Here is a 26035-nt window from a genome sequence, read left to right on the forward strand (position 1 = left end):
ACCCTCAGCCTTCAGGTACTGCGCGTGTCCAAGATGATGGTCTTTACGGGGAACGCTAACCCCGATCTGGCTCGGCGTGTCGTACGTCAGCTGCATATCCCTCTCGGTGACGTCTCTGTCGGTAAGTTCTCCGACGGCGAAATCAGCACTGAGATCAATGAAAATGTTCGTGGTAAAGACGTTTTCATTATTCAGCCGACTTGCGCGCCAACCAACGATAACCTGATGGAACTGGTAGTGATGGCCGATGCCTTCCGCCGCTCCTCAGCGTCTCGAATCACTGCCGTGATTCCTTACTTCGGATATGCCCGCCAGGATCGCCGTCCGCGTTCGGCGCGTGTAGCTATCAGCGCCAAAGTGGTTGCCGACATGCTCACCGTCGTCGGGATCGACCGTGTTCTCACCGTCGACCTGCACGCTGACCAGATCCAGGGTTTCTTCGATATTCCGGTAGATAACATCTACGGCTCCCCCGTTCTGGTGGATGACATCGAAGACCAGCGTTTCGAGAACCTCATGATCGTGTCCCCGGACATCGGCGGCGTCGTGCGTGCACGTGCTGTTGCCAAGTCCCTGGGCGTCGATCTGGGTATCATCGACAAACGCCGCGAGAAGGCCAATCACTCCGAAGTGATGCACATCATCGGCGACGTCGAAGGACGTACGTGTATTCTCGTCGACGACATGGTCGACACCGCCGGCACCCTGTGCCACGCGGCCAAGGCCCTGAAAGAACACGGCGCGGCAAAGGTTTACGCCTACTGCACGCACCCTGTCCTGTCGGGTCGCGCGATCGAGAATATCGAAAACTCCGTGCTGGATGCACTGGTGGTGACCAACACCATCCCGCTGTCCGCTGCAGCACAAGCCTGTGACCGTATCCGTCAACTGGATATCGCACCGGTCGTGGCCGAAGCGGTTCGCCGCATCAGCAACGAAGAATCGATCAGCGCGATGTTCCGCTGAGGGCCTGGCCCTCGCGAGATCACGTTGACGTAAAGCGCCCCGCCCCAGCACTGGTTGTTGGGGCGGGGCTTTTTTGCCCTCCCCGGTTTGGCGCTGGTCGCAAACGCCGCCGGGGTCTGGCTATTTTGGAGAAACAACATGACTGATTTCACTCTGAACGCCCAAGCGCGTACCGACCTGGGGAAAGGTGCGAGCCGCCGCCTGCGTCGTCTCGCCGCCCAAATCCCTGCAGTTGTCTACGGTGGTGACAAAGAAGCGCAATCCCTGACCATCGTGGCCAAGGAAATCGCCAAGCTGTTCGAAAACGAAGCTGCCTTCAGCCACGTGATCGAACTGAACGTTGACGGCACCAAGCAGAACGTCATCGTCAAGGCCCTGCAGCGTCACCCAGCCAAGCAGTTCATCATGCACGCCGACTTCGTGCGCGTTGTTGCTGGCCAGAAACTGACCGCTATCGTTCCTGTGCACTTCGTCAACGAAGAAGCACCGGTCAAGAAAGGCGGCGAAATCTCCCACGTAGTGTCGGAGATCGAAGTTTCCTGCGAAGCCAAAGACCTGCCTGAGTTCATCGAAGTCGACCTGGCCAAGGCCGAAATCGGCACCATCATCCACCTGTCGGACCTCAAAGCTCCGAAAGGCGTAGAGTTCGTCGCTCTGGCCCACGGTGATGACAAGGCTGTTGCAAACGTTCACGCTCCGCGTGTTGCGCCTGAAGCAGAAGGCGCTGCCGAGTAATCCACTCGACACGCCGGCGTTGACCGGGTTGCAGCCCCGCGCTGCAACCCACAACTCCAAGGAAGAGCCCCTGACGTGACCGCCATCCAACTGATCGTCGGCCTGGGAAACCCCGGCCCCGAATACGAACAGACCCGGCATAACGCAGGGGCTCTTTTCGTGGAACGCATTGCCAGCGCCCAGCGCGTCAACCTGACCGCTGACCGCAAGTATTTCGGCCTGACGGCTAAATTCAGCCATCAGGGCCAGGACGTTCGTCTGCTGATCCCCACCACCTACATGAACCGCAGCGGCCAGGCCGTTGCTGCACTGGCGAACTTCTTCCGCATCCCGCCAGATGCCATCCTGGTGGCCCACGACGAACTCGACCTGCCCCCCGGCGTCGCCAAGCTCAAGAAAGGCGGCGGCCATGGCGGGCACAACGGCCTGCGCGACATCATCGCGCAGCTGGGCAACAACAAAGACTTTCACCGTCTGCGGCTTGGCATCGGCCACCCGGGTGACAGCACCAAGGTGTCCGGTTTTGTCCTTGGCAAGGCGCCCCGCGCCGAGCAGGAAAAACTCGATGCCAGTATCGATTTTGCCCTCGGCGTGCTGCCGGACATCCTCGCCGGCGATTGGACGCGTGCGATGAGAGAGCTGCACAGCCAAAAGGCCTGACTCCACGAAGAGGGATTCACCATGGGTTTCAATTGCGGCATCGTCGGCCTGCCCAACGTCGGCAAGTCCACCCTGTTCAACGCCTTGACCAAATCCGGCATCGCGGCAGAAAACTTCCCCTTCTGCACCATCGAGCCGAACAGCGGCATCGTGCCGATGCCCGACCCACGTCTGGATGCCCTGGCTGCGATCGTCAAGCCCAACCGCGTGCTGCCGACCACCATGGAGTTCGTCGACATCGCCGGCCTGGTGGCAGGTGCGTCCAAGGGTGAAGGCCTGGGCAACAAGTTCCTGGCCAACATCCGTGAAACCGATGCCATCGCCCACGTGGTCCGCTGCTTCGAAGACGAGAACGTGATTCACGTCTCCAACAGCGTCGACCCCAAGCGCGACATCGAGATCATCGACCTGGAACTGATCTTCGCCGACCTGGACAGCTGCGAGAAGCAACTGCAGAAGGTCGCGCGCAACGCCAAGGGCGGCGACAAGGATGCCCTGGCACAAAAGGCCATCCTCGAGAAGTTGATTGCGCACTTCACTGAAGGCAAGCCGGCGCGCAGCCTGATGAAGACCATGGCCGACGACGAGAAGGCGCTGGTACGCGGTTTCCACCTGCTGACCAGCAAGCCGGTGATGTACATCGCCAACGTTGCCGAAGACGGCTTCGAAGACAACCCGCACCTGGACGTGGTCAAGGCCATTGCCGAGGAAGAGGGCGCGATCGTGGTACCGGTCTGCAACAAGATCGAAGCCGAGATCGCCGAGCTGGAAGACGGTGAAGAGAAAGACATGTTCCTCGAAGCCCTGGGCCTCGAAGAGCCAGGCCTGAACCGCGTGATCCGTGCCGGTTACTCGCTGCTCAACCTGCAGACCTACTTCACGGCCGGCGTGCAGGAAGTGCGGGCCTGGACCGTTCGCGTGGGCGCCACCGCGCCTCAGGCGGCCGGCGTGATCCACACCGACTTCGAAAAGGGCTTCATCCGTGCCGAAGTGGTCGCCTACGACGACTTCATCCAGTACAACGGTGAAAGCGGCGCGAAGGAAGCCGGCAAATGGCGTCTGGAAGGCAAGGACTACATCGTCAAGGATGGCGACGTGATGCACTTCCGCTTCAACGTCTAAGCCCCGAGCCGGGTCGCCACGACGCCCGACGCACACCAAACCCCTTGAGCGTTTGCGCCTCAGGGGGTTTTGTTTTTACCGGTGTCGGTCACGCCTTCGGGTGACATGCCAAGACTTCCGGGCAAAAAGCCGGATAATGGCGGCCAATTCGTTTCGCACTTTCAGCACGGTATTCCCGCATGGAAATCAAGGTCAATTTTCTCGACAACCTTCGACTTGAAGCCAAGTTCGATGACTTCACGGTGGTGGCCGACCAACCCATCCGCTACAAGGGCGATGGTTCGGCACCCGGCCCGTTCGACTATTTCCTGGCCTCCTCGGCCCTGTGCGCGGCCTACTTCGTCAAGCTGTACTGCGAAACGCGCAACATCCCCACCGACAACATTCGCCTGTCGCAGAACAACATCGTCGACCCGGAAAACCGCTACAACCAGATCTTCAAGATCCAGGTCGAGCTGCCGGCCGACATCTCGGCCAAGGACCGCCAGGGCATCCTGCGTTCCATCGACCGCTGCACCGTGAAGAAGGTGGTGCAGACCGGTCCCGAGTTCGTGATCGAGGAAGTCGACAACCTCGATGCCGACGCCCAGGCCCTGCTGATGCTGGACGCCCAGGCGCAGACGCGCACCGTGATCGCCGGCAAGGACCTGCCGCTGGAACAGACCATCGCCAACATGTCGGGCATCCTCGCCAGGCTTGGGATGAAGATCGAGATCGCCTCGTGGCGCAACATCGTGCCCAACGTCTGGTCGCTGCACATCCGCGATGCGCATTCGCCCATGTGCTTCACCAACGGCAAGGGTGCGACCAAGGAAGGCGCACTGGCCTCGGCACTGGGTGAGTTCATCGAACGCCTTAACTGCAACTTCTTCTACAACGACCAGTTCTGGGGCGAAGACATCGCCAACGCCGACTTCGTGCACTACCCCGACGAGCGCTGGTTCAAGCCGGGCCGCAAGGACGCGCTGCCGGCCGAGATCCTCGACGCCCACTGCCGCGACATCTACAACCCCGACGGCGAACTGCGTGGGTCGCACCTGTACGACACCAACTCAGGCAACACCGAGCGTGGCATCTGCGCCCTGCCCTTCGTGCGCCAGTCCGATGGCGAGGTGGTGTACTTCCCGTCCAACCTGATCGAAAACCTGTACCTGAGCAACGGCATGAGCGCCGGCAACACGCTGGCCGAGGCGCAGGTGCAGTGCCTGTCGGAGATCTTCGAGCGCGCGGTCAAGCGCGAGATCCTCGAAGGCGAGCTGGCCCTGCCCGACGTGCCGCAGGACGTCATCGCCAAGTACCCCGGCATCCTCGCCGGCATCCAGGGCCTGGAGGCCCAGGGCTTCCCGGTGCTGGTCAAGGATGCGTCGCTGGGCGGTGAGTTCCCGGTAATGTGCGTGACCCTGATGAACCCGCGCACCGGCGGCGTGTTCGCCTCGTTCGGCGCGCACCCAAGCCTTGAAGTGGCGCTGGAACGCAGCCTCACCGAGCTGCTGCAAGGGCGCAGCTTCGAGGGTCTGAATGACCTGCCGCAGCCGACCTTCGAAAGCCAGGCGGTGACCGAGCCCAACAACTTCGTCGAGCACTTCATCGACTCCAGCGGCGTGGTGTCGTGGCGCTTCTTCAGTGCCAGGGCCGACTTCGAGTTCGTCGAGTGGGACTTCTCCGGCCAGGGTGAAAACTCCAACGCCGAAGAAGCTGCCACCCTATTCGGCATCCTCGAAGGCATGGGCAAGGAAGTGTACATGGCGGTGTACGAGCACCTGGGTGCCACCGCCTGCCGCATCCTGGTACCGGGCTACTCGGAGATCTACCCGGTCGACGACCTGGTGTGGGACAACACCAACAAGGCGCTGCTGTTCCGTGCCGACATCCTCAACCTGCACCGCCTGGACGATGACGCCCTGCAAGCGCTGGTCGAGCGCCTCGAAGACAGCGAACTGGACGACTACACCGACATCACCACGCTGATCGGCATCGAGTTTGACGACAACACGGTGTGGGGTCAGTTGACCATCCTGGAGCTCAAGCTGCTGATTCACCTGGCGCTGGAGCGTTTCGAGGAGGCCAAGGAGCTGGTGGAGACCTTCCTGCAGTACAACGACAACACCGTCGAGCGCGGGTTGTTCTACCAGGCGTTGAACGTGGTGCTGGAGGTGGTGCTGGACGACGAGATGGCGCTTGAAGACTACGCCGTCAACTTCCGGCGCATGTTCGGGGACGAGCGCATGGATGCCGTACTGGGCTCGGTGGATGGCAGCGTGCGTTTCTACGGCCTGACCCCCACCAGCATGAAGCTCGAAGGTCTGGACCGTCACCTGCGCCTGATCGACAGCTACAAGAAGCTGCATGCGGCACGTGCCCGTGCGGTAGCGGGCACACGCTGATACAACGCCGATCCTGCAGGCCATGGCCTGCAGGATCGGCGTTGCCAGGCTTGTTCGTTCGCCAACAGGTCGTGGTGGCGGCCAACAAGCCTCGAACGATCATCCCAGCTCGTTGCGCAACAAGCGGGCAGCACTCACCATGTTCGCCAGCGCCGCCTCGGTTTCCGGCCAGCCGCGGGTCTTCAGGCCGCAGTCCGGGTTGACCCACAGGCGCTCGGCCGGAATGCGCCGGGCAGCCTTGCGCAGCAGCTCGGCCATTTCCGAAGCCTCCGGCACCCGGGGTGAGTGGATGTCGTAAACCCCCGGGCCGATCTCGTTCGGGTAGTGGAAGGCTTCGAATGCCTCCAGCAGTTCCATGTCCGAACGCGAGGTTTCGAGGGTGATCACGTCGGCATCCATGGCGGCAATCGATTCGATCACATCGTTGAACTCGCTGTAGCACATGTGGGTGTGGATCTGGGTTTCGTCGCGCACGCCCGAGGCGCACAGGCGAAACACTTCGGTAGCCCAGTCCAGGTACTGCTGCCACTGCGCCCGGCGCAGCGGCAGGCCCTCACGAAACGCCGCCTCGTCGATCTGCACGATCTTGATGCCGGCCGCCTCCAGGTCCACCACTTCATCGCGGATGGCCAGCGCCAGTTGCCGCGCCTGCACCTCGCGCGACACATCTTCACGCGGGAACGACCACATCAGCAGGGTCACCGGCCCTGTCAGCATGCCCTTCATCACCTTGTCGGTCAGGCCCTGTGCGTAGCGGATCCACTCCACCGTCATGGCATGCGGTCGACTCAGGTCGCCGAAGATCACCGCCGGTTTCACACAGCGCGAACCGTAGCTCTGCACCCAGCCGAAGCGGGTGAACACGTACCCATCGAGCTGCTCGGCAAAGTACTCGACCATGTCGTTGCGCTCGGCTTCACCGTGCACCAGCACGTCCAGACCCAGGCGCTCCTGCACCTGCACGGCGTGGCGAATCTCGCTGTGCATCGCCTCCACGTATTGGCCCTCGCTCAGCTTGCCCTGCCTGAACGACTGGCGTGCCAGGCGAATGGAACCGGTCTGCGGGAACGAACCGATAGTGGTGGTCGGCAACAGCGGCAGGTTCAGGCGGGCACGCTGGCGGGCAATTCGCGTGGCAAAGGGCGAGTGGCGCTGGCTGTCCTTCTCGCTGATGGCTGCCACACGGGCCTGCACCGCCGGCTTGTGGATGCGCGTGGAGGCAGCGCGGCTGGCCTGCACCGCACGGCTGCGGGCCAGGGCCTGCACCACCGGGGCCGCCTCGGGCTGGTCGAGGGCATGGGCCAGGATCGCGACTTCCTCGCACTTCTGCACGGCAAAGGCCAGCCAGCTCTTGAGCTCGGCATCGAGCGTGTCTTCACGGCCCAGGTCTACCGGGCTGTGCAGCAGCGAGCACGACGGCGCCACCCACAGGCGCTCGCCCAGGCGTTCATGGGCGTGCTGCAGCACGGCCAGGGCCTTGTCCAGGTCGCAGCGCCACACGTTGCGGCCGTTGACCACACCCAGCGACAGCACCTTGTAGGCCGGCAGGCGGTCGAGAATGGTCGGGTACTGCTCGGGGGCGCGCACCAGGTCGATGTGCAATCCGTCGACCGGCAGGTTGGCCGCCAGCCCCAGGTTCTCCTCCAGGCCACCGAAGTAGGTGGCAACCAGCTTTTTCAGCGGGTCGCGCTGGATCAGGTTGTAGGCACGCTCGAAGGCGTTCTTCCACGCCTGCGGCAGGTCCAGCGCCAGGATCGGCTCGTCGATCTGCACCCACTCCACACCCTGTGCCGCCAGACGCTGGAAAATCTCGCCGTACAGCGGCAGCAGGCGCTCGAGCAGCTCGAGCTTGTCGAAGTCGCCGCCCTTGGTCTTGCCCAGCCACAGGTAGGTCAGCGGGCCGATCACCACCGGCTTGACGTCGTGGCCCAGGGCCCTGGCCTCGGCCACTTCCTCGAACAATTGTTCCCAGCCCAGGCTGAACTGCTGGTCGGCGCTGAATTCAGGCACCAGGTAGTGGTAGTTGGTGTCGAACCACTTGGTCATCTCCTGGGCATGCGCACCGCCACAACAGCTGTCGCTGACGCCACGCGCCATGCCGAACAGGGTCTGCAGGGTGGCCTTGCCGTGCTGCGGGCGAAAGCGCTCGGGCACCACGCCGAACATCAGCGAATGGGTCAGTACCTGGTCGTACCAGGCAAAATCGCCCACCGGCAGCAACTGGATGCCGGCCTGGCGCTGCAGGGCCCAGTGGGCCTTGCGCAGTTCGCTGCCCACAGCACGCAGGCCCGCCTCGTCGAGCTCGCCTTTCCAGAACGCTTCCTGCGCCTTTTTCAGTTCGCGGTCGCGACCGATACGGGGGAATCCGAGTGAGTGGGCCAATGCCATGACAATGCTCTCCTTAGGGGGTGATGGCAGCCATTGTCGTCAGGGCCGCAGAATGAGACAAACTCATTTAATTTCACATCAAATCAAGTTCTGCTCATGTAAAGACATCGACAGCGCTGCGCCTGGAGGCGCAACCGGCTGGCCGGACAGGGTTGCGAGGCCCCTGATCTGCGCCTAAGGTCAAACGACCCCGAAGCGAGATGACGTCATGCCCAACGCCTCGAACCCCGCCGTACTTGCCCTGATCGGCAACACCCCGATGGTGCAGGTGAGCCGCTTCGATACCGGCCCCTGCACACTGTTCCTCAAACTCGAATCACAGAACCCCGGCGGCTCGATCAAGGACCGCATCGGCCTGGCCATGATCGATGCCGCCGAGCGCGACGGGCGCCTGCGCCCCGGCGGCACCATCGTCGAGGCCACCGCCGGCAACACCGGCCTGGGCCTGGCGCTGGTCGGGCGGGCCAAGGGCTACCGGGTGGTGCTGGTGGTGCCCGACAAGATGTCCACCGAGAAGGTGCTGCACCTCAAGGCCATGGGCGCCGAGGTGCACATCACCCGCTCCGACGTCGGCAAGGGCCACCCCGACTATTACCAGGACGTGGCCGCACGGCTGGCGGCGGACATCCCCGATGCGTTCTTCGCCGACCAGTTCAACAACCCCGCCAACCCGCTGGCCCACGAGACCAGCACCGCCCCGGAAATCTGGGCGCAGACCCAGCACGATGTGGACGCCATCGTGGTCGGCGTGGGCTCGGCCGGCACCCTTACCGGGCTGACCCGTTTCTTCAAGCGCGTGCAGCCGGGCCTGGCCATGGTGCTGGCCGACCCGGTGGGCTCGGTGATGGCCGAGTACAGCCGCAGCGGCACCCTGATCACGCCTGGGGCGTGGGCAGTGGAAGGCATCGGTGAGGACTTCGTGCCCTCGATCGCCGACCTCTCCAGCGTGCGCCAGGCCTACTCGATCAGCGACGAAGAAAGCTTCGAGCATGCGCGTCAGCTGCTGCGCGCCGAAGGCATTCCGGGCGGCTCCTCCACCGGCACCCTGCTGGCCGCCGCGCTGCGCTACTGCCGCGAGCAGACCGAACCCAAGCGCGTGGTCAGCTTTGTGTGCGACACCGGCACGCGCTACCTGTCCAAGGTCTACAACGACCAGTGGATGACCGACCAGGGCCTGCTGCAGCGCACCCGCTACGGCGACCTGCGCGACCTCATCGCGCGGCGCTTCGAGGATGGCCGGGTGATCAGCGTGCGCCCCGACGACACCCTGCTCACTGCCTTCCAGCGCATGCGCCTGGCCGACGTGTCGCAATTGCCGGTGCTGGTCGATGGCCAGCGCCTGGTGGGCGTGATCGATGAATCCGACATCCTGCTGGGCATGCATGAAGACCCGTCGCACTTCTCCCTGAGCGTGGCCAGCGCCATGACCGACCAGCTGGAAACCCTGCCGCCGTCTGCCAGCCTGGCGGCGCTGCAGGCCGAACTGGACCGTGGCCTGGTGGCGATCATTGCCGACGCCTCGGGCTTTCACGGCCTGATCACCCGTGTCGATATGCTTAACCACTTGCGCAGAGCACTCCCATGACCCAGCACGACAAGACCGCCTTCGCCACCCGCGTGATCCATGCAGGGCAATCGCCCGACCCATCCACCGGCGCGCTGATGCCGCCGATCTATGCCAACTCCACCTACATCCAGCAGAGCCCCGGCGTGCACAAGGGCCTGGACTACGGGCGCTCGCACAACCCCACGCGCTGGGCACTGGAGCGCTGCGTGGCCGATCTGGAGGGCGGCACCCAGGCGTTCGCCTTCGCCTCCGGGCTGGCGGCGATCTCGGCGGTGCTCGAACTGCTGGATGCCGGCTCCCACATCGTTTCGGGCAATGACCTGTACGGCGGCACCTTCCGCCTGTTCGAACGGGTGCGTCGGCGCAGCGCCGGGCACCGCTTCAGCTTCGTCGACCTGTCCGACCTTGCCGCGTTCGAGGCAGCGTTGCAGGACGACACGCGCATGGTGTGCATCGAAACCCCGAGCAACCCGCTGCTGCGCCTGAGCGACCTGGCGGCCATCGCACGCCTCTGCCGCGCACGCGGCATCCTCTGCGTGGCCGACAACACCTTTGCCAGCCCATGGATCCAGCGCCCGCTGGAACTGGGTTTCGACATCGTGGTGCACTCGAGCACCAAGTACCTCAACGGGCATTCGGACGTGATCGGCGGCATTGCCGTGGTGGGTGACAACGCCGAGCTGGCCGAGCGCCTGGGCTTCATACAGAACGCGGTGGGCGCCATCGCCGGCCCGTTCGATGCCTTCCTCACCTTGCGCGGGGTCAAGACCCTTGCCCTGCGCATGGAGCGCCACTGCAGCAATGCCCTGGCGCTGGCGCAGTGGCTCGAACAGCAACCGCAGGTGGCGCGTGTGTACTATCCCGGCTTGCCTTCGCACCCGCAGCACGCCCTGGCGCGCCAGCAGATGCACGGTTTTGGCGGGATGATCTCGCTCGACCTGGCTACCGACCTGGCCGGTGCCCGACGCTTCCTGGAACAGGTACAGATCTTTGCCCTGGCCGAAAGCCTGGGCGGTGTGGAAAGCCTGATCGAGCACCCGGCGATCATGACCCATGCCACCATCCCCGAGCAGACGCGCGCGCAACTGGGCATTGGCGACGCCCTGGTGCGCCTGTCGGTAGGCGTGGAAGACTTCGATGACCTGCGCGCAGACCTGGCCCAGGCACTCGCACGTATCTGACCCCCATCAGCGCAAGCCAGCCCCTTGCTTGCGCTGATTGCTCAATGCCCGCCGGCTGAATATACTTGATAACTATTCTCATTCGGTACGGGCGCCACACGATGACCTCCCCTCCTTGCGGCTACCGTACCAACGTGGCCAGCCTCTACAGCGACAATCACGGCTGGATCCAGCAGTGGCTGGCGCGGCGTCTGGGCAACGTGCACGATGCCGCAGAGCTGGCCCACGACGTATTCCTGCGCCTGCTCGCGCAACCGCGCGAGTTCAGTAGCGACGGGCATGCGCGGGCCTACCTGAGTACGGTGTCCAAACACCTGTATGTGGATTTCCAGCGCCGCAAGCAGGTCGAGCGTGCATGGCAGCAGACGCTGGCCAACCAGCCGCGACGCATCGCCCCCTCCGAAGAGCACCAGGCGTTGATCCTGGAGACCCTGGGCCAATTGCAGGCCATGCTCGAACGCTTGCCGGCACCTGTGGCCGAAGCCTTTTGCCTGGCGCAATTGCAGGGCCTGAACTATCGCCAGATCGCCACGCAGCTGGGTGTAAGCGAACGCACGGTCACCAAGTACATGGCCCAGGCCATGCTCCAGTGCCTGCTGCTGGAAGTGGAGCTGGACGGGGCCTTGCTGTGAGCGCGGCCCTGGACTCTGCCACCCTGGAGCAGGCCGCCGACTGGTTCGCACGCCTGCGCGCCGCGCCAGCCGATGCGGCCTTGCGGGGCCAGTGGCAACAGTGGCTGGAACAACAGGAACAGCATCGTATCGCCTGGACCTACGTGGAGCGCATCAGCCAGCGCTTCGACAGCCTGCAACCGCAAGCCGGGGCGGCGCATCAGACGCTCGCCAGCCTGCGGCGTACGCAACGCTCCCGCCGCCAGGTGCTAAGCAGCCTGTGCGTGCTCAGCGGTGGGGCAACGCTGGGCTGGCTGGGCTGGCAACGCCACTGGGTGGACGACCTGCAAGCGCTCACTGCCGGCACCACCACCGCAGTGGGCGAGGTACGTCGCCAGGTGCTGGCCGACGGTACCCTCCTGTGGCTCAACAGCGCCACCGCCCTGGATGTACAACTGGACGGGCAGCGCCGGCTGCTGACCCTGTACAGCGGTGAAGTGCTGATCGAGACCGCCGCTGAGGCGCGGCCCTTCCAGGTGCAGACCCGGGCCGGCAGCCTGGTGCCCCTGGGTACGCGCTTCAGTGTGCGCCAGCAGGGCGCCCGCACCCTGCTCAACGTGTACGACGGCGCGGTACGCGCCACCTGTGCCGCCAGCGCAATACAGCGGGTGGCCAATGCGGGGCAGGGCCTGGGCTTCGATGCCAGCACCATGGCCGCCACCACGCCGGCCTGCGCCCAACGCCAGGCCTGGAGCCAAGGCCTGCTGGTGGCGCAGGACATGCAACTGGGGGATTTCATTGCAGAGCTGGCCGACCATCGACGCGGGCACCTGGCGGTGAACCCGCTGATCGCATCGTTAAGGGTCATGGGCACCTACCCGCTCAACGATACCGACCAGGTGCTTGCCATGCTCGAAAGCGCCTTGCCGGTGCGAGTGTCGCGACGCTTCGACTGGTGGGTGACCCTGGAGCCTGCCGAAAAATAAAAAGCGTCAGGTGCTTCCGGTTTTTGCGGCTCATTCGAATTAGAGGAGAACACCCTTTCACCCCTGCGCGCCCGAAGGATTCTGCATGCCACTCGCCTCTGCCCCTGCCCTGTTGAAACGCCCCCTGGCCCTGCTCATTGCACTCGCCAGCGGCGCCGCCACCGCCGCGCCACTGGACATCCCCGCCGGCCCCCTGGCCAGCCAGTTGAACCAGCTGGCAAGCCAGGCCGGTATCTACCTGGCCAGCGACGCCGCCCTGACCGCCGGCAAACAGAGCCGGCCCGTGACCGGCGCAAGTACCCCTGAGCAGGCCCTTCACGGCATGCTTGCCGGCACGGGCCTGAGCGTGGTGCGCACTGGCGAAAACCGCTACCAGCTGATCACCGCCCCCACCGGCAACGCCGTGGAACTGGGCGCCACCAGCATCAACGGCGCAGGCCTGGGCGAGACCACCGAGAACACCGGCGCCTACACCACCGGCCAGACCCGCACCGCCACCAAGCTCGGCCTGTCATTGCGCCAAACCCCGCAGTCGGTCACCGTGATCCCGCGCCAGGTACTGGACGACCACAAGCTTGCCTCGCTCGACGATGTGGTCAAGTTCACCCCCGGCCTGTCGAGCAACCACCGCGACAGCGACCGCTATACCTTCTACTCGCGCGGTTTCCAGATCCAGAACATACAGTACGACGGCATCCCGACCCAGGTGGCCAACGAGTCGCAGCAATTCACCAGCACCCTGTCGGACATGGCGATCTACGACCGTGTCGAAGTGGTGCGCGGTGCCACCGGCCTGCTCAGCGGTGCGGGCTCGCCCTCGGCCACCCTGAACCTGGTGCGCAAGCGGCCCACGGCCGACTTCCAGGGCTACGTCTCGGGAGAAGCCGGGGCCTGGGACCGCTACCGGGGCGAATTCGACGTCGCCGGCCCGCTGACCGACTCGGGTACGGTGCGCGGCCGCCTGGTCAGCGCCTATGAAACCGCCAACTCGTTCGTCGACTGGTACAAGACCGACAAGCGCGTGATCTACGGCGCACTGGATTTCGACCTGAGCGAAAGCACCCTGCTGCGTGTGAGCCTGGACTACCAGAACAACAACTCCGACGGGGTCAGCTTCGGGCACATTCCGCTGTTCAACAACAATGGCAGCGCGACGAACTTTTCCCGCTCGTTCAACCCCGGAGCCCGCTGGAGCTACCTGGACAACACCCAGTACAACTTCACCAGCGTGCTGGAGCAGAAACTCGCCAACGACTGGAGCCTCAAGGCGTCCTACAGCCACCAGTACGCCTACCGCCGCGGCGTGACCGGTTCGGCCAGTGCCGGGGCGCCCGACCCGCAGACCGGCGCCGGCGTGTCGATGTACATCAACCGCCTGGACAGCTACCAGACCCAGGACAACGCCGACCTGTACGCCAGCGGCCCGTTCGAGCTGGGTGGGCGCGAGCATGAACTGGTGGTGGGTGCCAACATCGCCTACACCCACCTCAACTACCCGACCTATCAACGTGCCAACCCGGCGGTCGACGATATCAACCAGTGGGATGGCAACCCGGGCGGCAAGCCGCACCTGTCCAAGACCGAAGAAAGCCTGACCCGCCTGAGCCAGTCGGGCACCTACACGGCCCTGCGCCTCAAACCCTATGACCCGCTGTCGATCATCCTCGGCACCCGGGTCAGTTGGTGGGATCAGAAAGACGACAGCAGCGACGAACCGACCGGCGCCAGCACCAGCCGCGACCGCACAAAAAAATCCGGCGTGGTCACCCCGTATGCCGGTGTGGTGCTGGACCTGAACGACACCTTCTCGGTGTACGCCAGCTACACCAACATCTTCCAGCCGCAGACCTACTACAAGACTGCCAGCAACACCTCGCTGGAGCCGCTGCAAGGCGACAACTACGAACTGGGCATCAAGGGCGAGTTCTACGACGGTGCGCTGAATGCGAGCCTGGCACTGTTCGAAGTGCAGCAGAAGAACACCCCGCAGTACGTTGGCGAGTCGCCCCAAGGGCGCGAAATCTACCGGGCCATTGCCGGTACCACCACGCGCGGCATCGAAACCGAAGTGTCCGGCGAAGTGTTGCCGGGCTGGAACATCATCGGCGGCTATACCTACCGTGAATCCCACGACAAGGACGGCAATCGGGTCGAAACCAACCAGCCGATGAACCTGTTCAAGCTCGGCACCACCTACCGCCTGCCGGGGCAGCTGAACCGCCTGACCGTGGGCGGCAACCTGGTCTGGCAGAGCGACATCTACGCGGTCAACGGCACCTACGGCACCAAGGCACACCAGGGTGACTACGGGGTGGTCGGGTTGCTGGCCAACTATGCGGTGGATGAACACCTCACGGTCGGCCTGAACCTCAACAACCTGTTCGACACCCATTACTACGACGGCCTGGGCACCTTCAACTCAGGCTCCTACGGCGAACCGCGCAATGCCATGGTGAATGCCAAGTGGACGTTCTGAGGCTGCATCAAGTGCGAACGTAGCGCTGCGCCAGCAACTGCAGCAGCTGATCGTCTGCACCCGCCGCACCGATCACCTGCAGCCCCACCGGCATGCCCCGCACCTGCCCTGCCGGCAGGCTGATGGCTGGCAGGCCGGTGAGGTTCCAGGCACTGGTGTAACTGAGCACTGCAGCACGCACGTCGATACATTGCTCACCCACCTGTACCTCGCGTGCATCCACCGGCGTCGCGGTGATCGGCACGCTGGCCGAGACCAGGAAGTCATAACGATCGAACAGCCGCGCCATCGCCGCCTTGAGCCGAACCTGGCCGGCCTGGGCGCGAATGTACTGCCAGCCCCTGACCTCCCGTGACAGCTCAAGGCGTTCGCGCACCTCCTGCTCGAACAGCTGCGGCGCCGTCTGCATGCGCTCGGCATGCACGTCGTAGGCCTCGGCGCGCTGCAGGGTGAGCAAGGTGTCCTTGAGCTGCGCCACCAACGGCTCCAGCTCGCCGGTCTGCTCCAGTGCATCGCCAAACAGCTGCTGCGCAGCCTGGTACACCTGCCCCTGAACGTCGGCGTCCAATGGCCCGAAAGTGCCCGGCTCGATCCAGCCTACACGCAGCGGGCGACGCAGCGTGGCCGGCGTGCAGGTACGCGCGGCGATCACTTCGAACACTACTCGGGCATCGTCCACATGGTTGGCAATCGGGCCCACGTGGTCGAGGCTCGACGACAGCGGGAACACCCCGTCCAGCGGCACGGCAGCGAACGACGGCTTGAAGCCGACCGCGCCGCACAACGCCGCCGGAATGCGGATCGAGCCGCCGGTATCGGTACCCAGCGCCAGCGGCACCATGCCGCTGGCCACCGCCGCTGCACTGCCGGCGCTCGAACCGCCGGTGATGCAGCGCGCATCCCACGGGTTGCGCGCCGCGCCCTGCAGCGAGCGGTCGCCGGTGGGGCCATAGGCAAACTCGTGGGTCAGGGTCTTGCCCACGATTACCGCGCCGCCCTCGCGCAGGCGCTGCACGCACAGGGCGTCCTGCGTGGGGCGAAAGCCTTCGAAGTGCGCCGAACCATAGGTGGTCACGTGATCGAAGGTGTCGATGTTGTCCTTGATCGCTACCGGTATGCCGTGCAGCGGGCCCAGGTCCAGGCCCTGGGCAAACAGTTCGTCGGCCTTGCGCGCCTGCGCCAGCGACACCTCGGCATCCACGGCGACAAAGGCATTCAGTGCCGGGTTCAGGCGCTCGATGCTTTCGAGCGCGGCCTGGGTCAGCTCGACACTCGTCAGGCTTCCGGCGCGCAGACGCTGCGCCAGGTCGCTGACCGACAGGCCAAAAAAGTATCCAGTGTGGGTTGGCTTGGCCAGGTTCATACAGGCAACTCCATCAAACCGTTGCAGGTGTAGGGGAAGGGACAACCTGCCGGCTGCCGGGGCGCACCATCAGCATCGCGCTCATGCCCAGGGCCGTGGCCACGGCGGCGGCCACGAACATCGACGAGTAGCCATAGCGCACGGTCAGGTAGCCGGTGAGCATCGGCGCGATGAACGAGGCGGTGTTGGCGATGAAGTGGGTCATGCCGCTGTAGGCACCGACGCGGTTGGATGGCGCGGTGTCGATGACCACGGCCCAGTAGACCGAGTTGGGCAGCGCGTTGAGGGCGTTGGCCAGGGTCATCAGGGCGATCACGCCCCACACGGTCTGGGCCTGCGACACCAGCATGAAGCACAGCGTGGTCAGCAGCAGGCAGGTTGCGGCCAGCCAGCTGCGCGCCACCTTCAGGTTGCCGGTGCGACGCAGCAGCAGGTCGGAGATCTTGCCGCCCAGCAGCACGGTGAAGCAGGCGCCGGTCCACGGGATCATGCCCATGTACCACAGCGACGACAGGTTGTAGTGGAACTCGTCCTGCAGGTACTTGGGGGTCCAGGTCAGCAGCAGGAAGGTGACGTACACGAACGAGAAGTAGCCCACCGCATTGAGCAGCAGGTCCTTGTTCTTGAAGAAGTGCCAGATCGGCGCGACGCTGGTGGTCGGGGTGCTGGCGTTGGCGGCAGCGGCACGCTCCTGGCGCAGGAACTCGCGCTCGGCCTCGGACACCCGCGGGTTTTCATCCGGGGTGTTGGTGAAGCGGGTCATGAAGAAGATCAGCAGCGCCAGGCTGACCACGCCCAGTACCACGAACATGCTGCGCCAGTCGCCGGTCAGGGTCTGCAGGCCGACCGCCACCGGGGCGGTGAGCAAGGCGCCCAGCGGTGTGCTGAGCAGGCCCACCGAGACCACGAAGCCGCGCTCCTTGGGCGTGGCCCAGTTGGCCACGCTCTTGTTGATCACCGAGTACGCCGGGCCTTCGGCAAAGCCGAACAGCACGCGGATGGTGGCAAAGCCGGCCATGGCCGAACCGCCCATGAAGGCCAGGCCCATGTCGCCGGCAAAGGCGGTGGCGATCTCGAAGATCGACCAGGTGCCGCCGGCGATCAGCCATACGCGCTTGGCGCCGAAACGGTCGGCCAGGATGCCGCCGATCAACGCACCGACGATGTAGCCGTAGCCGAAATAGCCCAGCACGTTGCCCCAGTCGGCCTTGTCGAAACCGTACTCGGGGAGAATGCTGGCCGAGGCATACGAAATGGCACCACGATCGATGTAGTTGAGCAGCGCCATCAGCATGATGAGGAAGAAAATCTGGTAGCGAAAGCGCGGAACGGGTGGGTTGTTCATAGGGATCTGACTCTTCAAGTGATGGCAGAAGTCAAAAATGCGGCCGCGTCCGGCGTATTTTTATTGTGTTGCCCAAACGTTTGGGTTGAGCGAATGTATTCACACAAAAACATTTAGTCAATCGTTTGGGTAAAGGTTGTTTGCCGAGACAAGCCGTCGATTGGGTTAGAATCGCGCCCCGAAATCAGCCACGGTTGGAAGCCCCTCGAACATGCCCACTCCATCACGCCCTGCCACCTTGAAGTCCATGGCAACCGCCCTCGGGGTGCACGTTTCCACCGTGTCGCGGGTGCTCAATGGCGACCCTGCCGGGGTCGAGCGCGCGGCATCGGCCGAGGTGGTGGCGCGTATTCGCGCGTTGGCGAAAGAGCTGGATTATCGGCCGAACACGCAGGCATCCAACCTGAAGTTGCGCAAAAGCCAGGAGATCTGCGTGCTCATGCCGCGCCTTACCGACCTGGTGATGGCGACCATCTACGACAGCATCGACGCCGCCGCCGAACAGGCTGGCTACCTGACCTTCGTGTCCAATACCGACGATCAGCAACCCCGCCAGCTGGCGCGGGCCGAGCATGCCCTGCGCCGCTCGGTGGCGGGGTTGATCGTGGGCGACTCGCACGTGGGCGAGCAGCAGCCACTGCTGGAGCTGCTGGGGCGCAAGCACATCCCCTACGTGCTGGTCAGCCGGCAGATTGCCGGGCACCTCACGGCGGGCAGCGATGACGAGTTGGGCGGCTGGCTGGCGGCCGAGCACCTGTACCGCCTGGGCTGTCGCGACGTGGCGATCCTGGCGGGCGAGCGGCACGCCTCCACCGGTGCCGACCGCACCCGCGGCTTTACCCGGTACTACCGCGAACAGGGCATTACCCTGCGCCCGGAATGGACGCTCAATGGCCCGTTCGACAGCCTCACCGGGCACAAGCAGGGCGAGTACCTGCTGGGGTTGAACCCGCGCCCCCAGGCGTTTTTCGCAGTGAACGACTTTCTGGCCATCGGCCTGATGGGCGCCGCGCGGGACAAGGGCCTGGAGCCGGGCAAGGACATCGCCGTGGTGGGCTTCAACGACACACCATTGGCCAACGAACTGATCGTGCCGCTGACCAGCGTGCGCCTGCCGCTGGCCGAGATGGGTCGGCATGCAGTGGAGTTGCTGCTCAAGCGCATCAAGGGTGAAGCGGTGGAGTCGATCATTCTGGCGCCGCAGTTGCAGGTGCGGGCGAGCTCGGGATTGCGGGTGGCTGGCTGAAGAACGGCTGGCGAAGAGGCCCGCACGCCCACCAATTGCATCGCGCCCTGCTCCCCGCATAGAATGCGAACGATTCACAATCACTTCTTGCGCGCAGGCCCCGACCGACGATGCCCACCAGCGACACGCTCCCTCCGTCCGAGGTCGACCTGCTCTACCGTACCCACCACTCATGGCTCAACACCTGGCTGCAGCGCCGCGTTGGCTGTCACGCCCACGCCGCCGACCTGGCCCAGGATACCTTCGTGCGCCTGCTCAAGGCTCGCCACGCGCACCCGCTCAAGCAGCCGCGTGCCTACCTGAGCAGCATCGCCCGCGGCCTGATGATCGACCAGTTCCGCCGCCGCGCGCTGGAACAGGCCTACCTCGAAAGCCTGGCCCACCTGCCCGCCGCGCACGCGCCCAGCGAAGAACAGCGCTGGATGATCCTCGACACACTGCAACGTCTCGACCGCCTGCTGATGCAGCTCAAGCCACGGGTGCGCCAGGTGTTTCTGCACGCGCAACTGGACGACATGAGCTGCCCGAAAATCGCCGAACAGCTGGGTGTGTCCCGCGCCACGGTGGAGCGCGACCTGGCCAAGGCCATGGGCGTCTGCTATCGGTTGCGCCATGCCCGGGGCTGAGCCAGCACCGGGCCAGGCCCACGTTGAGCAGGCCATCGAATGGCTGGTGCAACTGCACTACAACACGCCCACCGTACAGGCCGAACAGGCCTTTGGTCGCTGGCTCGACCAGCACCCGCACAACGCCCTGGCCTGGGCCCAGGTCCAGGCCATGAGCGAAGAGTTCAGCAGCCTGCCCCGCGAGCTCAGTCGGCGCACCCTGGAGGGCACGCAGCGACGCAGCATCAGCCGGCGCGACAGCCTCAAGCTGCTGGGCCTGCTCGGCGCCGCCGGCACCCTGGGCTGGGTCGGTCGCGAGCCGCTCGGGCTGCCCACCCTGCTGGCCGACAAGCACACCGCCACCGGTGAGCGGCGCACCTTCCACAACAACGACGGCAGCGTGATCCAGCTCAACACCGCCAGCGCCATCGACCTGCGCTTCGCGGCCGACCTGCGTGCGCTGAGCCTGATCCAGGGCGAGGTGTCCATCGATACCGGCAACGACCCACGCCCCCTGCGCGTGACCACCCGTGACGGTGTACTGCAAACGCAAGGCTCGCAATTGCTGGTACGCGAACGTACCGACGGCACCCTGCTGGCGGTGCGCCAGGGCAGTGTGACGCTGTACCCCGGCAACGGCACCGCGCCGCGCATCGCCCGCCCCGGCGAGCAACTGCTGTTCAGCGCCAGCGGCCAGGTCGGCCCGGCCGTGACTCACGCCGACCCGTGGGGCTGGCGCGAAGGCGTGCTCAGCGTGCAGCGGATGCCCCTGGGCGAGTTCATCGCCGAGCTGTCGCGCTACCGCCCCGGCGTGCTGCGCTGCGCCGAGGCGGTGGCCGGGTTGAAGGTGTTCGGCACCTATCAGCTGGCCGACACCGACCAGATCCTGGCGCTGGTGGCCGAGGCACTGCCGATTCGCATCGACTACCGCACCCGCTACTGGGTCAGTGTCAGCCCGGCTTGAATCTGTTTGAAAAATAAATGAGGTGGTTTCTCATTCAGCTTCGGCCTGTAGGGATAAAGGCGAAACGTCTGTCTCTTCTCAGGAGCCCCGAATGATCCACCCCAGTGTTGCCCGCCCCGATCCCCTTCAGCGCGCCGTGCGTGGCGCCTTGCTCGGCCTGGCCCTGAGCGCCGCCGCTGCGCCGTTGCTGGGCGCTGCCGCACCTGCGGCCACCCAGCAGGTGCAACGCTGGAACATTCCCGCAGGGCCCCTGGACGCAGCACTTGAGCAGATGGCCCGCCAGGGTGGGCTGAACCTGTCGTATGACGCCGCCAGCCTGCAGGGCAAGACCACCGCCGGCGTGTCCGGCAGCCACGACAACGCCCAGGCCCTGGCGCTGCTGTTGCAGGGCAGCGGCGTGCAGGTGCAGCAGAAGTCGGCCAACAGCTTCCTGCTGCTGCCGGCGGTGGACATCGGCGACGCCCTGGAGCTGGGCGCCACCAGCATCTCCAGCGACCGCCTGGGCGAAACCACCGAGCACAGCGGCTCGTACACCACCGGTGCGGTGACCATCGGCAAGATGCCCCAGACCCTGCGCCACACGCCGCAATCGGTGTCGGTGCTGACCCGCCAGCGCCTGGACGACCAGAACATCACCAACCTCACCACCCTGATGGAGCAGACCCCGGGTGTGGTGGTCGACTACGTCGACAGCGAGCGCGTCACCTACTACTCGCGCGGCTACCAGATCGACGCCATCCAGTATGACGGCGCCACCGTGGTGCAAGGCAGTGGCGGCGGCTCGTTCATCCAGAGTGACTCGGCGATCATCGACCGCGCCGAGATCCTGCGCGGCGCCACCGGCATGCTGCGCGGCGCGGGCAACCCCTCGGGCACCGTCAACCTGGTGCGCAAGCGCCCTACCCGGGACTTCCAGGCCTCGGCCAGCGTCACCGCCGGCTCCTGGGATGCTCAGCGCTACGTGGCCGACCTGTCAGGCGCGCTGACCGACAACGGCGCGATCCGCGGCCGCATGATCGCCGTGCACGATGACAAGGACTCGTTCCAGGACAGCCGCATGGAGCGCAAGAACGTGTTCTACGGCGTGCTGGCCGCCGACCTGGGCGAACGCACCACACTCACCGGTGGCATCGAATACACCGAGCTGGAGGCCACCGGCTCGTGGGGCGGCCTGCCAGCCAACTTCGATGGCTCGCCGCTGAAGCTCTCGCGCAGCACCTACCTGGGCGCCGACTGGAACCGCTGGAACCGCAGCAACCTGCAGACCTTCGCCGAACTCGAGCATGTGTTCGACAACGACTGGACGCTCAAGGTATCGGGCACCCGCACGCAGTTTCGCCTCGACGACCACGGCTTCAAGCAGACCTACTTCACCCGCGCCAGCACCACCAACCCCTACCTGATGAACTACCAGGTGACCGAGGGCGACGGCGGCGAAAGCGAGCAGACCAACCTCAGCGCCACCCTCAACGGCCCCTTCCAGCTGCTGGGCCGCGAGCACGAACTGATGGTGGGCGTGGAGCGCATCCGCAACGACTCCACTGCCTCGGCCACCAACTTCACGGCCTCCGGGGTGTTCGACATTCGCGAATGGGACCCCAAGACCAGCCTGCCCGAGCCGTCGATCAACATCAGCGCAAAGCCGGTGATGACCCGCACCACCCAGCAGGCGGCGCACGCCACCTGGCGCATCTCGCTGGCCGACCCGCTGACCGCGGTGATCGGCGCGCGCATCAACTGGTACGACTATGAGCAGGAAAACAACCTCAAGACCTCAGGCAAGTACAGCGTCGACCGCGAGATCGTGCCATATGCGGCGCTGATCTACGACCTGAACAACAACCTGAGCCTGTACGGCAGCTACACCGAGATCTTCAACCCGCAAAGCGCCACCGATGCGTCCAACGCGGTGCTCGACCCGGTCACTGGCGAAGCCTACGAGCTGGGCATAAAGGGCGAGTTCTACGATGGCAGGCTCAACACCTCGCTGGCGGTGTTCCGCATCTACCAGGTGGGCAACGCCCTGGATGACCTGGGCAGCCCCGACCCGTGCCTGCCCAACTACACCAGCGGCCACTGCAAGGTGGCCGCCGGCAAGAACCGCAGCGAAGGGTTCGAACTGGAAGTGACCGGCGAAGTGCTGCCCGGCTGGCAGGTGTCGGGCGGCTACACCTACACCACCACCGAGTACCTCAAGGACACCCTCAGCAACACCGGCAACGTGCTGCGCCCCACCGACCCCAAGCGCCAGTTGAAGCTGTTCACCAGCTATCGCCTGCCGGGGGCATACGACGCCTGGACCGTGGGTGGCGGGGTCAGTGCGCAAAGCGACATCTACTCGCGCAACGGCAATGCCGTGGCCTCGCAAAGCGGCTATGCGGTGTACAGCGCGCTGCTGGACTACCGCTTCAACCAGCACTATTCGCTGCAGCTCAACGCCAACAACCTGTTCGACAAGCACTACTACAAGAAGGTAGGCGCCACGGCCACGGGGTACTACTACGGCGACCCGCGCAACGTCTCGCTGACCCTGCGCGCAAGCTTCTGAGGCCGGCCGCTACTGCGCGGTGCGGGCCGCATAGGCCTTGCGCCGCGAGCTGCGGGCAAAGCACACGAACAGCGCGGCCATCGCCGCCAGTGCCATCGGCAGGCCATGGGGGGCGACGTCCATGGCCGCGCCACTGACCAGCGGCCCCACCAGGCTGCCCACACCCCACAACAGGCCGACGCTGGCATTGGCCGTGACCAGGTCCTGGCCCTTGAACTGCTGGCCGATCAGCACCAGCGCCAGGGTATACACCCCGCCCGCCACCGCCCCCAGCAGCACCAGCGCCGGCCACAGCAGCCACTGCACCTGGATCAGCCACGGCAGCGCCAGGCCGATCAGCATCGCCACCACGCCGCACACCAGGTGCACCGTGGTGCGCTCGCAGCGGTCGGCCAGCCAGCCCAGCGGCAACTGGAACAGCATGTCGCCGGTCAGGATCACCGTGACCATCAGCGCCGCCACGCCCACCGCATAGGCGTGGTTGGTGGCGTACACCGGCAGCAGCGAGAGAATCACCGCATCGAAGAACGAGAAGAACAGCACGCCCATGCACAGGGCCGGTGCCACACGAAAGAAGCCGCCCAGCGTAAAGCTCTTCTCGCCGTCGTCACCGTGCTCCACATAGTCGTTGGGCACTGTCCACACGATGCTCGCCAGGGCCAGGGCATAGCAGCCGCTGACCACGATGATCACCCAAGGGCTATGGGTGCCGAACAGCGCAAGCATGGTCGGGCCGAGCATCTGGCAACCGGTGAAGGCGGTGGCGTACAGCGCCATGACCTTGCCGCGGTTGTGCTCTTCGCTCAGTTCGTTGACCCAGGATTCGCCCAGGATGATCGCGATCCCCATGCCCACGCCCATGCCCAGGCGCAGCAGGCCGAGCAGCCAGGTGGAGTCGAACGCCCACTCGATCAGCCCCACGCTCAGGGCGCACAGGCCGAAGCTGAGCAGGTAGATGGTGCGCCGGGTGAGGTGGCGGCAGCAGGCGTCCACCAGGAGCGCCGAGAGCATCATGCCGGCAGCGGGCGCGGCCGACAGGATGCCGATGTGCAGGGTGCTGGCCCCGGCATCGAGCAGGCGCAGGGAAACCAGTGGCAGGGTGGCGCCCAGGCTCAACCCTACGATCGAAACGGCGAACAGAAGGCCCGCCAGCAAACGCGTGTTCATCTACAACTCCGAAACCCGCCGACGCGCACATGCGCGCAGGCATCAACATGACTGTGTTCTGAAAGCGACGTTCAGTTCAGGCGCGCGGAGGAGAAAAGGTGAAGGCGAACAGGACGCTGCGCCGACGCTTGAGCACCGTATCGCACGGCCAGTCGCACAGCAGGGCCTGGACTACCGGCGGCTTTGCTGCGCAAGGACGGGAGAAACGTTTCATGGGTCGACTACAGGAAAAGGAAGGCCGGCACTCTAGGTGAAACCCCGGCCAGGCGTCAATCGCATCGACGCCTGGCCGGCGCGCTGTCAGCGCTTGCGCGTGGACGGCAGCAGAATCGCCAGCAGCCCGAACAGCGGCAGGTACGAACACAACGTGTACACGTACTCGATGCCGTGAATGTCTGCCAGGTAGCCCAGCAGCGCCGCGCCGATACCGCCAAAGCCGAACATCAGGCCGAAGAAGATCCCCGCGATCATGCCCACGTTGCCCGGCACCAGCTCCTGCGCGTACACCACGATGGCCGAGAACGCCGAAGCCAGGATGAAGCCGATGATCACGCTGAGCACGCTGGTCCAGAACAGGTCGGCATACGGCAGCGCCAGGGTGAACGGCGCCACGCCCAGAATCGAGAACCAGATCACCGCCTTGCGCCCGATGCGATCGCCGATCGGCCCGCCGAAGAAGGTCCCGGCAGCCACCGCCCCCAGGAACAGGAACAGGTACAGCTGCGAACTGGCCACCGACAGGTCGAACTTCTCGATCAGGTAGAAGGTGAAGTAGCTGGTCAGGCTGGCCATGTAGAAGTACTTGGAGAACACCAGCAGGCCCAGCACCACCAGCGCGCCGATCACCCGGTTGCGGCTCAGGCCGTGGGTGGCGGCCTGGCCGGCCTTGGCCTTGAACAGCGCCAGGTGGCCGCGGTACCAGCGGCTCAGGCCGTAGGTGACGATCACTGCAAACAGCGCGAACAGGCCGAACCACACCACGTTGCCCTGGCCGAACGGGATGATGATGGCGGCAGCCAGCAGCGGCCCGAACGCCGAGCCGGCATTGCCGCCGACCTGGAAGGTCGACTGCGCCAGGCCGAAGCGCCCGCCCGAGGCCAGGCGCGCGATGCGCGAGGTTTCCGGGTGGAAGGTCGAGGAGCCGATGCCCACCAGTGCCGCAGCCAGCAGAATCATCGGGAAGCTGCCGACATACGCCAGCATCACGATGCCCACCAGGGTGCACAGGGTGCCCAGGGGCAGCAGGTTGGGCATCGGCTTGCGGTCGGTATAGAAACCGACGGCCGGTTGCAGCAGCGAGGCGGTGATCTGGAAGGTCAGGGTAATCAGCCCCACCTGGGTGAAGCTCAGCCCGTAGTTGGCCTTGAGCAGCGGGTAGATCGACGGCAGCACCGCCTGGATGAGGTCGTTGATCAGGTGCGCCAGCGCACAGGCAGCGATGATACGCATCACCAGCGGGCTGCTCTGGCTGGGCGCGGCGGTGCTGGCGTGCGTACTTGACGGGGCGGTGCTCAAGGCCATGGGAAAACGTCCATCGGGTGGTCGGGATCCAATTATCCAGAATTCGTTAGCAAGCGCACTATTCTTTTCAGTGAGTGGGCTACTTGTTAATAATTCTCAGTAACGCTAGCATCGCGAGCACTTGTGGGAGCGGGCTTGACCCGCGATTGCATCGCCGCGGAGCCAGGCACATGCGCGGTGACTGCATCGCGGGTCAAGCC

19 protein-coding genes are annotated in these 26035 nt (G+C 64.9%); 14 read left to right on the forward strand and 5 right to left on the reverse strand.

The features are described 5' to 3' along the window. Positions 1 to 24 precede the first annotated feature (24 nt). The 5 genes from QMX96_RS18205 to QMX96_RS18225 all read left to right on the forward strand — a co-directional run bounded on the left by QMX96_RS18205 (position 25) and on the right by QMX96_RS18225 (position 5867). Positions 25 to 966, forward strand: a complete 942-nt coding sequence (locus tag QMX96_RS18205; protein ID WP_010225730.1) for a ribose-phosphate pyrophosphokinase — start codon at positions 25 to 27, stop codon at positions 964 to 966. Positions 967 to 1104: 138 nt separating this feature from the next. Next, positions 1105 to 1701, forward strand: coding sequence for a 50S ribosomal protein L25/general stress protein Ctc (locus tag QMX96_RS18210; RefSeq protein WP_043864327.1), 597 nt, complete (start codon positions 1105 to 1107; stop codon positions 1699 to 1701). 75 nt (positions 1702 to 1776) lie between these two features. Continuing rightward, positions 1777 to 2361, forward strand: coding sequence for an aminoacyl-tRNA hydrolase (gene pth / locus QMX96_RS18215; RefSeq protein WP_043864326.1), 585 nt, complete (start codon positions 1777 to 1779; stop codon positions 2359 to 2361). A 21-nt stretch (positions 2362 to 2382) separates the two neighbouring features. Then, the gene (ychF, locus tag QMX96_RS18220; RefSeq protein WP_054916246.1) at positions 2383 to 3483 is read left to right on the forward strand and encodes a redox-regulated ATPase YchF; all 1101 of its coding nucleotides are present in this window, start codon (positions 2383 to 2385) and stop codon (positions 3481 to 3483) included. 179 nt (positions 3484 to 3662) lie between these two features. Continuing rightward, the gene (locus tag QMX96_RS18225) at positions 3663 to 5867 is read left to right on the forward strand and encodes an OsmC domain/YcaO domain-containing protein (protein WP_116052796.1); all 2205 of its coding nucleotides are present in this window, start codon (positions 3663 to 3665) and stop codon (positions 5865 to 5867) included. Between the two features lie 99 nt (positions 5868 to 5966). Here QMX96_RS18225 and metE read toward each other — a convergent pair whose 3' ends face one another. After that, entirely contained in the window at positions 5967 to 8255 is a 2289-nt protein-coding gene (gene metE / locus QMX96_RS18230) for a 5-methyltetrahydropteroyltriglutamate--homocysteine S-methyltransferase (protein WP_282362177.1), read from the reverse strand. Between the two features lie 208 nt (positions 8256 to 8463). On the opposite strand from metE, the gene QMX96_RS18235 reads away from it, so the two are divergent. From QMX96_RS18235 to QMX96_RS18255, 5 genes are all read left to right on the forward strand, one after another. Then, positions 8464 to 9840, forward strand: coding sequence for a cystathionine beta-synthase (locus QMX96_RS18235; RefSeq protein WP_043864322.1), 1377 nt, complete (start codon positions 8464 to 8466; stop codon positions 9838 to 9840). Beyond that, the gene (locus QMX96_RS18240; RefSeq protein WP_104572250.1) at positions 9837 to 11003 is read left to right on the forward strand and encodes a PLP-dependent aspartate aminotransferase family protein; all 1167 of its coding nucleotides are present in this window, start codon (positions 9837 to 9839) and stop codon (positions 11001 to 11003) included. The genes QMX96_RS18235 and QMX96_RS18240 overlap by 4 nt, the downstream gene beginning before the upstream one ends. A 101-nt stretch (positions 11004 to 11104) precedes the next feature. Beyond that, positions 11105 to 11635, forward strand: coding sequence for a sigma-70 family RNA polymerase sigma factor (locus QMX96_RS18245; RefSeq protein WP_282362178.1), 531 nt, complete (start codon positions 11105 to 11107; stop codon positions 11633 to 11635). Next, on the forward strand, positions 11632 to 12600 hold the full coding sequence (locus QMX96_RS18250; protein WP_282362179.1) for a FecR domain-containing protein: 969 nt from the start codon (positions 11632 to 11634) through the stop codon (positions 12598 to 12600). Before QMX96_RS18245 ends, QMX96_RS18250 begins: the two co-directional genes overlap by 4 nt. An 85-nt stretch (positions 12601 to 12685) precedes the next feature. Next, positions 12686 to 15076: a TonB-dependent receptor gene (locus QMX96_RS18255; protein ID WP_282362180.1), complete on the forward strand. Its 2391-nt coding sequence runs from the start codon at positions 12686 to 12688 to the stop codon at positions 15074 to 15076. A 7-nt stretch (positions 15077 to 15083) separates the two neighbouring features. On the opposite strand, the gene QMX96_RS18260 is transcribed toward QMX96_RS18255, so the two are convergent. Beyond that, on the reverse strand, positions 15084 to 16439 hold the full coding sequence (locus QMX96_RS18260; RefSeq protein ID WP_282362181.1) for an amidase: 1356 nt from the start codon (positions 16437 to 16439) through the stop codon (positions 15084 to 15086). 13 nt (positions 16440 to 16452) lie between these two features. Further along, positions 16453 to 17784, reverse strand: coding sequence for an MFS transporter (locus QMX96_RS18265; protein WP_043864317.1), 1332 nt, complete (start codon positions 17782 to 17784; stop codon positions 16453 to 16455). 247 nt (positions 17785 to 18031) lie between these two features. On the opposite strand from QMX96_RS18265, the gene QMX96_RS18270 reads away from it, so the two are divergent. The 4 genes from QMX96_RS18270 to QMX96_RS18285 all read left to right on the forward strand — a co-directional run bounded on the left by QMX96_RS18270 (position 18032) and on the right by QMX96_RS18285 (position 23147). Further along, positions 18032 to 19030, forward strand: a complete 999-nt coding sequence (locus QMX96_RS18270) for a LacI family DNA-binding transcriptional regulator (RefSeq protein WP_229589130.1) — start codon at positions 18032 to 18034, stop codon at positions 19028 to 19030. Between the two features lie 110 nt (positions 19031 to 19140). Further along, positions 19141 to 19656, forward strand: coding sequence for a sigma-70 family RNA polymerase sigma factor (locus tag QMX96_RS18275; protein WP_043864315.1), 516 nt, complete (start codon positions 19141 to 19143; stop codon positions 19654 to 19656). Then, positions 19643 to 20599: a FecR domain-containing protein gene (locus tag QMX96_RS18280; RefSeq protein ID WP_282362183.1), complete on the forward strand. Its 957-nt coding sequence runs from the start codon at positions 19643 to 19645 to the stop codon at positions 20597 to 20599. Before QMX96_RS18275 ends, QMX96_RS18280 begins: the two co-directional genes overlap by 14 nt. Positions 20600 to 20690: 91 nt before the next feature. Further along, the gene (locus QMX96_RS18285) at positions 20691 to 23147 is read left to right on the forward strand and encodes a TonB-dependent receptor (protein WP_282362184.1); all 2457 of its coding nucleotides are present in this window, start codon (positions 20691 to 20693) and stop codon (positions 23145 to 23147) included. Between the two features lie 9 nt (positions 23148 to 23156). Here the strand turns inward: QMX96_RS18285 and QMX96_RS18290 are convergent, their stop codons facing one another. After that, positions 23157 to 24314, reverse strand: a complete 1158-nt coding sequence (locus QMX96_RS18290) for an MFS transporter (protein ID WP_282362185.1) — start codon at positions 24312 to 24314, stop codon at positions 23157 to 23159. A gap of 300 nt (positions 24315 to 24614) precedes the next feature. Further along, positions 24615 to 25835 carry an MFS transporter gene (locus tag QMX96_RS18295; RefSeq protein ID WP_254997987.1) on the reverse strand — a complete coding sequence of 407 codons (1221 nt, stop codon included), beginning with the start codon at positions 25833 to 25835 and terminating at the stop codon, positions 24615 to 24617. Between the last annotated feature and the right edge of the window lie 200 nt (positions 25836 to 26035).

Source organism: Pseudomonas sp. PS01300, assembly GCF_029960155.1.
Lineage (GTDB): Bacteria > Pseudomonadota > Gammaproteobacteria > Pseudomonadales > Pseudomonadaceae > Aquipseudomonas > Aquipseudomonas palmensis.